The sequence below is a fragment of the Alkaliphilus hydrothermalis genome, from assembly GCF_016908555.1.
Taxonomy (GTDB): Bacteria; Bacillota; Clostridia; order Peptostreptococcales; family Natronincolaceae; genus Alkaliphilus; species Alkaliphilus hydrothermalis.
Genome location: NZ_JAFBEE010000017.1, coordinates 12,907 through 26,704, shown reverse-complemented (window position 1 = coordinate 26,704; position 13,798 = coordinate 12,907). Strand labels below are relative to the sequence as shown.

The following is a 13,798-nucleotide window of genomic DNA, read 5'->3' as shown; positions in this document are numbered from 1 at the left end:
TATTGCTGGATTACTTATGAATAAACTCCGCCATGACATCTTCCCGACACTTCTCCTTTTTCATTTCATAAACTTCACCCAAAGGAGTCACTTCGTATTTCTTAATTTGTTTAAGCTGACCAAGGGTTTTGTTTAAATCATCTTTTTTATATATTTCAATTTTTCCCACAAAATCAGCATAATATCCACTTTTTTCTATTAATTCAATCTTTAAATTACTATTACTTCTATCAAAACTAGAATAATACCCCATTTTACTTACTTCCGTATCCCCATCCGTTATCTTGAATCCAATCATTTCATTCTTATATAGACTCATGACAAAATGAAAATTACTATCCAAAGGACACCATTTGGTCGACTTTAGCAATTCCTGTGGATATTTCTTCTTTTTTACATCAATAGCGTAGATTGGGATAGCATAGTACTCATTATTCTTCTCATAAATATCTACTCTTACCATCGTATCTATTTTTACGATTCCGTTCCTTACTTTCATTGTATTTTTTATTGCTTTTGGCTTAACAATTTTAATCTTTTTTATTTGTGGTCCATTCTTTCTATATAAAGGTTTTTCGAATGCTTTTTTAGAATCCTGATCATTTTCCTCTAGCCTTTTCCTTACTGCTTCGTAAATATCTAGATTTGATTTTACTAGATTTTTATAGATTAACTCATCCTTTGGCAATTCTAAAGTATACAATAATTCAGAGTATTTAACCTGATTTAGGGGAACTTTTTGAACATTATAATGTCCACCTTTATCTTCATTTTGATATTTTGCTGAATAGACAGTTTCTTCATGAAAAGCACCCGTCACCTTTCTTTGAGGTGGTTTAGACACGACTATTGGTTTGATTTTATCTATTTCAACGTCCTTATAACTATCCAACTGTAATTTTTCCAGTTCTTTACTGGGCTCAAGTGATAATCTCGCAATTAATTCCTCCCTAAAATTAGTCCATATTTCATTGTTTTTTCCATCTTTTTTGTACAGATTATTAAGAGTTATTTTTTGTATTACCTTTTGAGACACAGTTGCCACTACTGTTGCATCCAGTGCATGGTGTAAGTCTCCATTGTTACGATCCTTACGTAGTCCCCATTCTTTCCTTAGTAGGCTGGTGATCTGCCCCTTTACCATCCTTACTCTTATTTTTTCTTCTCCTTCTGCAAACTTAAGATTTTCTCTAATAAATTTACTAATTTCTTTACATATGTATTTGGTATCATTCAAGTTTCTTTCTTTAAACTGTTGTTCATCCTCTTGGGTTAAATTGGTCTTTAATAAAAACTCCTTCTTCTTTCCATGAAGTTTAAGAACTCTGACAAAGGCTTCAAACTCTTCCCAAGGAATTGTTGTATTGTTAGATTGGAAATACTCAAATGGAATTTTATTTGATTTATTTTGATTTTCGTCTGTCAGTACCAACACCTTATTGTTATAACTATTATCAAATGATCTACTATAAGGAATAATATGGTCAATTTGAACATAACCTGGTTCGAATAACCTATGGCAGGGTATAGATTGTTTAGAATACATACATCTATACTCTTGTTCCTTCCACAGTCTCCACTTCACTATATCCTCCCAATTGGGGGAATGATTAAATTCCACCCTTATATCTTGCTTTGCCTGTTCATTCAACTTTTCATTCTTCTTTTGATTTTTTTGTATATCCTCCTTTTGTGATTTACTATGCTTTAAATCCCTTGCTACTTCAACATTAATGTAGTAAGGAGAACCATGTTTCTCTATCACACAATTGATTATTTTTCTAGCCTGAGAAAGTGTCCTAATTACCACAGGATTAGTAATTCTGTCCATCATCCCTGCTTCTTCAAGGGTAGGTAATTTATAATAATTCTTGGATTCAGCTTTTATACTGTATCCTGCTCGTTCACAAGCGGCTGAATAGCTCTCCCCTGCTTCTAAATAAGGTAATAATTTTTTAATAGCCTTGATGGAGATATGCTTTACACCTGTAAAATTTACTTTTTTCAACTTCTCCATTATTTCATCTTCAATATTTAATCCCTTGATAGCCTTTAATCGTTCTACAATTTCTTCGTCCGATTGACAGAAGGTTAGTATAGTAATAATCTCATCCATTAACGCTGTATTGCTTAATACATCTTTCTCTATTTTAGAGCCTTTTACACTCTGTTTTAATTCATAATAACCCTTGAACTCAATAAACTTCCTTTGTTCTGCTTTTTCATCTTTATAATTGAGTCCTACAAATAATGTGTCTGAGGATAATTTTAAAGCCTTACGTATCTGTGAATATTTTACTAGCTTATGTTTAAAGGCTAATTCCTTTAACTGTTGTCGTTGTTCCTCTGAAAGCTGTATCTTTGCTCCATTTTCATCGAGTAATCTCAGATGATTTATTTCAGATAACAATTGAAACATTTCAGCTGAATAACTATTTCTAGCAGCTCTTTTCTCTTCCCTCTCCAAAGTACAGTAACCTACTTTGTCTAATATTTCTTCAAAGGATAATGGCCTCTTTTGATAATTAAATATATTTAAGTACTGATTTCTGAATTCATTTCTAGAGAATGAATTTTTAAGATTGCTTTGTTTCTCAAATAGAATATTAATCTCTTCCTCTAATGCATTACGTCGAATAGTGGCGATATAATTATCTCCACCTCGATTTTTTTTCTGTTCCTTAAATTTCTCATCATCAAAGAACATTTCCCCTACAGTTCTATATTTTTCTAGTTGTTGAATGTTTTTATTTATGGCAGTAAGCATTTTCCCTGCTTCCTTATCAGTTTCTTCCTCTGTCTTTCTATTTGATTTAAAGCCTCTTCTTTTACAAATATGAAATAGTACCCTAGCCCATTCTTCATTTGTTAATAGCCTATCTAGTCCCTCTTTCCTTAACTGCCATACATCAATCTGTCCCTTACTTGTAGTAAAGACTTGATCTCTTTCTCCAATATCTATAAGCCCTTCCTTAACAAATAAATCCTTGACTGCTTGTAATCTTCCTTTTTTTCTTCTAATTGTTCTTCTTGTTAGTCTACTTTCTCTTCTTTTTGTATTTAAAGCATTAGCACTGCGATCTTCGGATTTTGGAAAGACTCTTACCCCTAAATCCTCTATTCGATTTTGCTCCAAATTTAAAATTGACCATCCGACTGATGCCACTCCTAAATCTAATCCCAAAGTATATTTCATTATTTTGTTTAAGAATACCTATGTATTCTTATCCCCCTCTCTATTCCCTATTTCTATTAAAGTTATCTTCCATGATACATACTTAAAGATATACATCTATAAATAAGTACTATTTCTATATTAACAAGACATTTTAGAATAATTTTGCTATTTCACTTTATTGTACCATTCACATCAGACTTACAATAGCTTCTATTCTTATTTCTTAAATAGGTAACACTGTAATGAGATAGCCTCCTGCCCACAAGCTTAGGAAATTTGCTAGTATCACGTAGGATATTTGGACTAACCGATTATTCTCCCTCAACAACTTTAAAAATACCATCAATTCTATTATCAATATGATTATCTCCCAAAAGAATAAAGAGAAGATTATGTAGCTTGTCATAGGAGAAAAACCATTTATCCAGATGTTTAAAAGCCCTTGAGTCATTAGGTTAACGACAAGAAAAATAGACCAAGATTTCTTAGTTCTAAATGCCAATAGATAAAAAATAATTCCCTCAATCAATAGCGTGAAGGCTATCCTTATGGACACTAAAGTGATGGATCTACCTAAGGATTTTCCTTTGGTTATTGATTGATTATTTATGTCTAAGGTATATACATTGTTATACATTTTGAGGGGGGCCTCAATTGAAATCTGAAATTCTCTGCCCTCCGATTGAACCCATAGGTTGTAATTATCCACCCTACTGAATTCCATATAATAAAAGGTAAAGTAGGTCTCTATCATTTTGTCTGTTTTTCTAGCCTTAACACTTTTATTCTTAACCCTGATACTTATCTCTAAATCATCGGGGGCATCAGGAACTATGATTAATATTGATGGTGGCTCTGCTGAATTACTATAGCTGTTAATCGTCGGACCGATTATCATTAATAAAAATATCAATAGCAAGACTGATTCTTTCTTTGCATTATTAATCATATACGCTCCCTCCAACCATTGTATTAGTTCAAACTAAATTCCCCTTAGCATTGCTTTAAGATTATAATTTACATGTTCTAATAATGATTAAATTTCCTATAGGGCTCTTGCTTTATTTATTGCATCCATAAACTTATCGGGTTCTTGTGTTCCAATCAAAACTCTTTTTCCATTCCTCAATAGAAGTTGAATCCCCATCACTCCTGAAACATTATAGGCTTTTCCCTTCAGGGTATATCTAATTCCATAGCCTCCATATTCTCTAAAGGGCCTATACTTTTTAACTTCACAACCCTCAATTTCTTCAAAAGAAATCCTTTGCCATTTTATATGCATAGGACTGAATTTATAATAGATACCATCATTTCTCACTTCAGTTGTGAGATTCAAGAAATAAAAAAATGCAGGAAATCCAATACCAAAAAAAATAAAGAACATAGCTAAACCCGTATCTGAAAATGGTTTATCACCGAAAGGAATATCAAATACAATCTGTTGAATAGACCTATACAATAGCGATCCTATCACTAATGCAAAACACACCCATAAAATTACAGATCTAAACTTCTGTGTCTCCCTAAATAAAACTTTGTTTTCCATCCTCAATCTCTCCTCTACACTAATTATTCCTTCCAGTGATTTTTTCCAATGGAAGTAAAAATGTTATCTACTCATTATAGTTATATTCTACTCTCTAGATTATTTTCCTTTATATTGCTTTCATTTTGCAAATATTTATAAACTCGAAAGAGAATTGTCTAGAGGTGAAGTTCTCAAATTGGACAGTGGTTGTTTGGGGATTTAAGAATGCGCTATTTGGTGGGGAAGGTTTGGGAAAAAACGTGGTATCAGTGGTATCGGTGGTGGTATTCTTGGTGAATTTTTAGGTGGAGACTAAGCTATAAAATAAAAAAAACCCTACATGGGTTTTTTTATTTTATATTAATCTACTTAATAGTATTTTACTATTTTATAGTCGGAACTGGCCCTATAGATGGTCCCCTTGTTCCTACTGATGGAATCATAGGTAGTATCAATTGTAAACCATTGATCCTTCTCTTTAATGTATACACTATTCCATGCATGATAGGACTTGATATCGTTTTTGTACCCCATCATAAGCTTTGTTGGAACACCTACACTTCTAAGCATCGCTGCAAATAAAGCTGCGTAATCATAGCACAATCCAGAGGATGCACCATAGACCGCTTCGATATTTGGAAGGTAGTCACTGGTAATTTTATTTATCTTTTTATCGTCATACTTAAAATTTTCAACAATGTATTGATAAATTGCTTTGACCTTCTCCTCATCACTCTTTAAATTTTGAGTCAGTTGCTTTGCCTTTTGGATCGCCTTCATTTCAGTATTCCATTCAATGCGATCTATTGAATTTAGAAATACATCATTACTGTCCTTTAGATTCAATGAGATCTTTTCCCGCTTAACCATTTTATATTTATTATCCTCTACATTTACTAAAATACTGATTGTGTAGTCTCCATTTCCAAATTGAAGTGGTAATGTCACAGTATCCGTAAGACCATAAACATATTTGTTTTCCCCTTTTTGTACCATTACTTTAATTTGACTATCTTCCTTTGCTGTGTATTTGACTCTGATAATTCCTTTTTGTAGCTGCAATGTATCCAGTAGCTCAATCTCCTGTCCAAAGGATACTCCCATAGTTGTCAATACAATAACAATAACCATTAATCCTGTAATCATTCTTCTAAACATAAAAAACTCTCCTTTCGGTAACTGGCTGCCATCTTTCTAAGGAAGGCCCTATAGTTTTGCGTCCTTAGCTTTCGCTAAGTTTGCCTTTATCGTTGAAAAGTATTTTCAACCAAATATTATTTTACTTAATTTTACCATAGTATTTAGTCCATGTATATAGGTATATAGTCTTATTTGAGTATTTGACCCTTTATAATTAATCTTTTGTTTGGGTTAATCATTGGATCACATGTAATTAAGGTAATCTCTTTGACTCCTTTATCTCTCTTTAGCACCCAAGTTTCATCAGGATTAACTAAAAATTTTTCTACTACCCTATAATTAAATGTTTCTTTATCAGTTTCAACCACCAGTAGGTCACCAATTGAAACCTCATCTAGGCGATTGAAGTTCCTCCCATAGGTATGACTCCTATGTCCTGCAATGACATAATTCCCATCCTCCCCTGGTTTCCCAGAGTTCTTCATACTTGAGATTGATATATCTAAATTTTGCTTTGTTGCACCCGATAGAATAGGTTGGTGGAAATCAATCTTTTCTATCTTTAGAGTACCTTCCATGTTTGCTTTAAGATAATTAGCCCTCTTTTCTCTCTTTTCTCTTTCTAACTTTTCTTTTTCTAATTCTTGTGTTTCAGTAGCTACCTTTGCCCCACGATCCACTTCCTCTGTAGAGGATTCAGTGGAGGTCCTAATCAGCTCCATCATCTCATATTCCATTTCCCCTAGCGTATCATTTTCAACTTGTAGATTTTCATTTTCAATATTATCATTAATTTGCTGCCAATCCTCCAACAGTCTTTTTTGCTGTTGGTTATAGTACATATCCATTATCAATGGATAGATCATAACAATGAAACCTAATATCATAAACAATGTCATCATTTTCTTTTTCATAGGTTTTCCTTCCTCTAGACCCTAATCATACATCATTTACTTATCACGACATCCCACTAAAAAATAAGAAAGCAGAGATTTCTCTCTGCTAAGTAAGTTTGTTAAGCATTAGATACTTTTCTCTGCTTCCTTAGTCATCTAGCTAAATCTTTTACGAAGGGTATAGCCAGTAATCATCATGGCGATCCCTAAGAGATAAAACCAAATCCGATTTGTTTCTCCTGTCTTAGGGAGCTCTTCTGGTAAATCCGTTATATCTGGTGCCCCCTCTGGAATCTCTTCTACAAGGATTTCAAAGATAATTTCCTCTAAATTCCCCTCTTCATCAGTTATGCTAATCTTGATTTGGTCTTTACCTATAAAATCAGGATCAGGTGTATAGGTCCAATTCCCCTCTTTATCTACTGTTACAGTACCATTTTGGGGTTCTTCACTGATTGTAATAACACCCTTATCTGGTACCTCAATTTTGCCCTGTGTCGGAGTCTCCTTAGGCATTGTCTTCGTTTCAACTGTTTCTTTTACTGGTTCTTCATCAGCTTCCTCCTCTGGTTCAACCGGCGGCTCCTGCTCTTCTTCTGGCTCTTTTTCTGGCTCCTCCTCTATTGGTTCCTCTGGCGTTGGTTCCGGCTCTGGTTGAGGCTCAGGGATAATGATGACTGGAGGCGGATTTTTAGTATTTACCACAGTAACCACCTCTTGAATCGGACTACTAATGTTCACTTCTACATTATCCGCCAATAGTCTATAGCCTACTGGTGCTTGAACTTCCTTTAAAATGTAGTTGCCATATTTTAAGCGATTAACCTCTAATTCCCCGTTTATATCAGTGTTGACGACACCAATGTATTTAGCACCCTTATAGAGCTCAAATCTTGCATTTGGTAAACGTTCACCTGTAGCATTCTCCTTGATCAATTTAAAGCTACCCACTTCACCGACCCCCGTACCAGATCCAGTGATGAAGGTATGGATTATGGTAACAGTATCCTGTCTTACTCCACTAACGACTTGCTCTCCAACAAAGGTGATATTATTGGATACCCTATTTTCCAGTATTTCATCAATAATGATATTGGTTGTGTAGGTAATGGTATAGGTTTCAGTAATGGGAATTCTTGAGATCAAATCAAAGGATTGGGGTTCTATCGCGAGGACCCTTGGATGGACATTTAATCTAAAAATCGTGTCAAAATCCACTACTGTTCCATCCTTCCTCCTTACTACAAAACTATCTTCAACTAATTCTAATCCTTCGCTCAAACGATCAGTCAAGGTGTATGCAGCAATGGTGGACTGGCTCTTATTTAATGTAATCGTCCAATCCACTGACGTTATCCCATTTCTAGTGCCGGTCTTAGAGACAAATTTATTACCATCTGAATAGGAAACATTTGTGGAATAACTCTCATTTTTATTTGTGACGGCTACATTTGCATAAGTAGTTTGTGAAATACCTGTAAATTCAGTAGAATATCTAATTAAATAAGGTGAATTGATTAAAGGAGGATAAATTACTTTAAAATAACTACCATCACCCCCCTCTTCTATTGTAAAGCCTTCTAACACTGGATCCACAAGAGCTCCCACTGTAATATTGCCCGCCCCATCAAGGCTATAGGAATATATTTCAACTGAGCCTGGCACTAATTTTTGATTGCCCAGTATCGTATCCATCACTTCGAAATCATCGATATTTTTTGATAGATGATTAGTATTGATTGTCCAGTGGAGCTGTTTTTGATTGGCATCAAGGACTCCTGATTTACTTCCATTATGCAGGATGATATTGTTAAATCCAGGTGTCGCTTTTCTTGTAGTACTGCCCCCATCAATGGAAAATTCTGCAGTGTTATCATATTTTAGATGACCATTATTTGATAATACATCTAAGTCCATAAAAGTGCTATAGGTAACCACATATTCAGCATCATTTACCTCCGATAAAAAGCTCATCTCAAATCCTTTTATTTTACCATCAACAATTGTCTCAGAGATGGTATAATCAGTATCCTTAATTAACTCCACCCCACCCTTTCTCACTGATAGAGCTGCAATTTGATCATTAGACATGACCAATCCTTCGCTTAAGGTATCGGTAATCATTAGATTATTGATCCCTTGCTGTACTGGATTAACATTAAGTCGCCAATTTAACTCCTTCGTTACGAAATCCACCCCTGTATAGGATTTAGAAAATGTATTGACAATGGTGGGACTTACGCTACCAGTAGCATCTGGTGTACCATCATTCGCTCCTATATAGGCTGTGTTAGTAAATGTTTGGGTCGTTTTTTCAGTAATGATGGTGCGATATACGATACGGTAAGGTTGTGTAATGTTTCCTCCAAAGTCTAAGCTAAATTCCTTTATTGGATCAGATCCAACGGTGGTCAAATGATAATCTGTGCCCTCCGACAATTGAGCTCCTATCGTCAGGTTGTTGGAGGCTTGAGTATGGTCTATGGTGATGGGGTAAACCTGAATACCAAAGGCTTCATCTAGTTTATGCTCTCCTATAATTGAATCCGTAAAGGCGACCGTTCCCAAATCTACTTCCGCCAGGTTAACATCCGTCGTCCAAGTAATTGTTTTATCATCATTATAACTGATTGTTGCACTACCAGACTTCTGTAGGATCCTTCCTTTTGTGATGTTCACTGTATCTGAAGTGGTATTCGTCTTTATATCACCTATTAAACCTTGATAAAGCTTAGCGTTATTGGTAAAGGCAAGGCTTCCATTGTTATTTTTCTTTTCCTCAACATTAATGTCTGTCACATACTCCACTACATATTCTTGATTGATATCCCCTAAAGCTACTGTAAACTGTGTATTATCTCCATTAAAGGAAAGGGAATAGGCAGCTGGATCGACCAAAACCTTACCAGGCATACGATATACATTTATGCTGGCAATATCAAGTCCCAGTCCGCTAGGGATATTGTCCTCAACACTTACATTTTTAAGGGGATACAGGGCCTGATTGAGGCTGATTGACCATGTTATATGATCTGCATTGTAGGCTTTATCCGCTGTTCCATCCTTAACAAGTAATGCACCACGGGTTATATTGACCGTAGCAGAATCCTTTACGCCATTGTAGCTTACATCATTTCTGTAATTAAAGGAGGTCCTGGAGGTATCTATTTGGTCTGAATCGATGGTGGTATCATAGATTAATCGGTATGCACCATCGATTTCCCCGTTAAAGCTTACGGTTAGTTGATTCCCCCCATAATTCGTAGTATATAAGCTTCCATCAATGGGGGTGGCTTCTTGCGAATAGGTGCCATTGGAAAAGGCCTTCAGCTTATAGATTTCGATTGAACCATCCACATAATCTAATAGGGGATCTATTTCGTCGGTAATCACTGGAGTGCTTACTGTCAGGAGATTCTTATTGATATCCACCTGCCAAGTAATGGTGTTTGGATCCATCCCACTTTGTGCTCCAGTTTTATCAAGGGATACACCGCCTGGTATTTCAAAACTCACAGTATAGGTCTTCTCAAGACCTCCACTGAGGGGGATTCTTATCTCATAGGGTACCTCTACAATCTCTTCATGGGCTCTAAAGTTTAGGGTAAACTCCACTGTCCCCCGTACATTACTAAGGCTAGCAGGAACACTACTAAGGCTTAGGCTCAGTTGACTAGTGCTTACATTAAGATCCCATGTTCCAAAGGAAGTCATTCCATCATCCCCCAAAAGGGTTCCTGATATATTATCCTCCCCAAGATCCAGTATCGTAGGGACAGCTACTGAAATTGTATCGCCCTCTGCAACATGGTCAGTGTCTAATATGGACCATGTGTAGGAAAGCTTAATGGTTTCATTTTGCTTTAGGGGCGATGTAATTGCATTAATCTCCTCTCCGTTGCGGGTGATGGTTGCCCCGGAAATCTCAAAGCCTGCCAATGGATCTGGTACGCCAGCATACACTAAAAAATTGGTGCTCTGAATTAGTCCATAGGCTAACATCATTAAAGCAGTTAATAAGCTAAAAAAACGCCCCCCAGTACTCTTTTTTAATTTGACTATCATCCTCATTTCTCCCTTCTATTCCTAAAAAGAATATCTTTAGTTTTATTCCCTTAAATCTTAGATATTAATCAATAGTACTTTAGTCCTATGGTCTGTTTAGTTTTTATTCGAGATAAGGGGAGGATACTCCTTTGAATATTTTGAAATATCATAATATTATATCAATTCACAACATTATCTATCGAAAATTAGCCCTACATTATGGGTGAAATAATAAAAAATACCAGATGCATTGTTTTTAAGGGTATACGGGGAAAATCTGAAAGGTAATCATCTACTAATTTCAAATTAAGTCATGAATAATCTAGGCTATACTCTACTTTCTAATTGATTTCCTTTATATTGCACTCATTTTACAAATATTTATAAACTTTAGAAATTTATCTATTTATCTTATAACTATACATTGTAATATTTACAATTTTGTTATACCATACAATTAAGTAGTTAATTTATGCATCTATTAAAGGGGGGATTTGCCATGTTTTCTTTTTTAAAAAAGGACAGAAGTAACACTTCTTTCAATGGGAATAAAGCCGATAATTCTTTGGCGCTGCAAAGTAATGATCGGAAGCTCCATATCCTAAAGCATAATCAAAATATTAATGTAAAAAAATTATCTAATCGTATCGAGGAAGCAGGATTTGCCACTGATAATCTTGTTGAAGTCATTAATCATATTTCAAACAATGTAGAAGTGCAAATTAATGCTGTTGAAATGCTCACCAGTGTCATGGAAAGTTATTCAGCCATTTCGGAAGAAGTATTTGCCAGTACTGAAACATCCACTAATATTGCAGAGGGAACTATGGCAGTGGCAAAGGAAGGCAGCGCTGCTGTTAATAATTCTATTGAAGCTATGAGGGAAATAGAGCAATCAGTAGGCTACATTAGAAAAGTTGTTGAAACCTTAGCCTCAAAGGCAAACGATATCGATCAAATGTTAAAGATCATAAAGGATATTTCTGCCCAAACCAATTTGTTAGCCTTAAATGCTGCCATTGAGAGCGCCCGTGCTGGCGAGGCTGGTCGTGGTTTTGCTGTAGTCAGCGAAGAGATTAGAAAATTAGCCCAAAAAAGTGATGAATCGGCCCGTGAAATATCTACTACTATCAATGATATCAAGGAAAGCGTCATTGCAACTACTAAAACAATTGACTTTAGCAGCAATAAAGTCAAACATGGTGTCGATATTGCCAACGAAACAATTACTGTGTTCAATAAAATCATTGATTCTGTTCAAAACACATCGGAGGTTACAATGGAAATCAGCACAGCAATCCAAAGTCAGACGGAGAACTTAGAGGATGTTGTCGGTCAAGTGGACAATATCAATAGAGCTTCCCTAGAAACTATGTCTTTGGTTGAAAAAGCTTTGATGAATACCCAATATACCAAATCCTCCATCAATAAAATGACGGAAACCGCAACCTTTTTGAAAAAATTTACTTCTTCTATTGACGATAGCACCACCATCCAAAAAGAGGATACATATAAAATTACTACTATTTCGCAGGAACTTGATCAATTAAATCCAGTCATGGCATTTGACCAGGGCAGTGCCAACATCTTTAAGAGCGTTTATATAGGATTACTTGTATCGGACCCCCAGGGGAACATTCTCCCTGGTATCGCTAAAAGTTGGTACTTAGATCAGGATAACAGGACTTGGATATTTAATTTAAGACGGGGAGTTAAATTCCATAATGGCAAGACTGTCACCATAAAGGATGTCATTAGTTCCCTAGAAAGAGTATTAAGTCCTAAAACTAATTCTCCCAATGCTTGGTTTTTGCATCCAATCGATGGAGCTGAAGAATATCATCAGGGTAAAATCAATCATTTACGCGGAATCAAAAAAGTAAATGATTATACTTTAGCTATTACCCTTAGCTCCCCATATAGTGGTTTTGTGTTGAACTTGGCCCAATCCTGTTGTGGAATTCTCGATCCAGAGGATTATAACAAGGGGATCTATACAGGATGTGGTCCCTATAAGCTAAAAATCAATAAAGAAGAAAAAAAATATAGCCTTCTAGCCTTCCAACACTATTTTGGAGGACAACCCTATGTCGATGAAATCCATATGAGATATGATTTAACTAAAGAGGACGACCACTTAGATGAATTCATATCTGGCAACCTAGATATCCTGACCTTTAAAAATGGAGCTAATTTCGACAAACTGAAGGATTCTAACTATAAAAATAAACTCAAAATTGAAGATGCCATGACCACTTCCTTTTTTGGTTTTAACTTTGATAGAGATTCTATATTTGCCCAAAGTAAAGAGCTACGCCAAGCCATTAATTATGCTATTAACAAGAAAAGAATTATTTCAGAGGCTTTAAATGGTCTTGCAACAGAAGCTAAAGGTGTATTTCCCCCTGCTATAGTTGACAATAAGGACCTTGCAGGATTTGATAATAACCTCCAAAGGGCAAAAACCTTGATTCAAGGAAGTGGATTTAAAGGACAAACCCTTAAAATCCTTGTTAGAGAAACCGAAAAGAACCTACAAAAGAAAAGCGTTACTGATTATATTATTGAAGACTTAGAAAAAGTTGGGATCAAATGTGAAAAGATTTATGTAGAAGGTAAAGAATATATGAAGCCCCATAGCATTGCAAAGGCAGACCTGTACACAATGGGATGGGTTGCCGATACAGGTGATGCCGATAACTACTTATCTCCTCTATTTATGCCTGATAACTATACCAATTTTGGGAGATATGACAATCCACAGGTAGTAAATTTAATGAAGGAGGCTAAGGGAATAATTGACCCAACTAAACGCCTAAATATGTACAAGCAGATTCAAAGAGTTATTGTAGATGATTGTCCTTGGGTATTCTTGTATCATCCTCAAAACTCTTTTGTCCATAGTCACAGGGTGGATAATGTCCAATTGGACCCCTCTGGTAGACTTCAATTTGAGGATATGATTCCAATGGAAACAGCTTAACATTTAAAATTACTTAAAAGGAG

At 35.4% G+C, this 13,798-nt stretch carries 8 protein-coding genes and 1 riboswitch; of the genes, 2 read left to right on the top strand and 6 right to left on the bottom strand.

Translation table 11 applies throughout. The features are described 5' to 3' along the window. Positions 1-10: 10 nt before the first annotated feature. The 3 genes from cas9 to JOC73_RS11415 all read right to left on the bottom strand — a co-directional run bounded on the left by cas9 (position 11) and on the right by JOC73_RS11415 (position 4,727). On the bottom strand, positions 11-3,196 hold the full coding sequence (gene cas9 / locus JOC73_RS11425) for a type II CRISPR RNA-guided endonuclease Cas9 (RefSeq protein ID WP_204403323.1): 3,186 nt from the start codon (positions 3,194-3,196) through the stop codon (positions 11-13). A gap of 205 nt (positions 3,197-3,401) precedes the next feature. Next, the gene (locus JOC73_RS11420) at positions 3,402-4,127 is read right to left on the bottom strand and encodes a hypothetical protein (RefSeq protein WP_204403320.1); all 726 of its coding nucleotides are present in this window, start codon (positions 4,125-4,127) and stop codon (positions 3,402-3,404) included. Between the two features lie 96 nt (positions 4,128-4,223). After that, positions 4,224-4,727 carry a DUF6141 family protein gene (locus tag JOC73_RS11415; protein WP_204403318.1) on the bottom strand — a complete coding sequence of 168 codons (504 nt, stop codon included), beginning with the start codon at positions 4,725-4,727 and terminating at the stop codon, positions 4,224-4,226. Between the two features lie 164 nt (positions 4,728-4,891). On the opposite strand from JOC73_RS11415, the gene JOC73_RS15320 reads away from it, so the two are divergent. Then, positions 4,892-5,014, top strand: coding sequence for a hypothetical protein (locus JOC73_RS15320; protein ID WP_279381055.1), 123 nt, complete (start codon positions 4,892-4,894; stop codon positions 5,012-5,014). A gap of 64 nt (positions 5,015-5,078) precedes the next feature. Here the strand turns inward: JOC73_RS15320 and JOC73_RS11410 are convergent, their stop codons facing one another. The 3 genes from JOC73_RS11410 to JOC73_RS11400 all read right to left on the bottom strand — a co-directional run bounded on the left by JOC73_RS11410 (position 5,079) and on the right by JOC73_RS11400 (position 10,810). After that, positions 5,079-5,867: a transglutaminase-like domain-containing protein gene (locus JOC73_RS11410; protein WP_243427954.1), complete on the bottom strand. Its 789-nt coding sequence runs from the start codon at positions 5,865-5,867 to the stop codon at positions 5,079-5,081. 13 nt (positions 5,868-5,880) lie between these two features. Then, positions 5,881-5,962: riboswitch (cyclic di-GMP riboswitch) on the bottom strand. A gap of 75 nt (positions 5,963-6,037) precedes the next feature. Beyond that, positions 6,038-6,763: a class D sortase gene (locus tag JOC73_RS11405; RefSeq protein ID WP_204403315.1), complete on the bottom strand. Its 726-nt coding sequence runs from the start codon at positions 6,761-6,763 to the stop codon at positions 6,038-6,040. 138 nt (positions 6,764-6,901) lie between these two features. Continuing rightward, the gene (locus JOC73_RS11400; protein WP_204403313.1) at positions 6,902-10,810 is read right to left on the bottom strand and encodes a collagen binding domain-containing protein; all 3,909 of its coding nucleotides are present in this window, start codon (positions 10,808-10,810) and stop codon (positions 6,902-6,904) included. Positions 10,811-11,291: 481 nt separating this feature from the next. Between JOC73_RS11400 and JOC73_RS11395 the strand changes: the two genes are divergently transcribed. Continuing rightward, positions 11,292-13,775, top strand: a complete 2,484-nt coding sequence (locus JOC73_RS11395) for an ABC transporter substrate-binding protein (RefSeq protein WP_204403311.1) — start codon at positions 11,292-11,294, stop codon at positions 13,773-13,775. Positions 13,776-13,798: the final 23 nt, after the last annotated feature.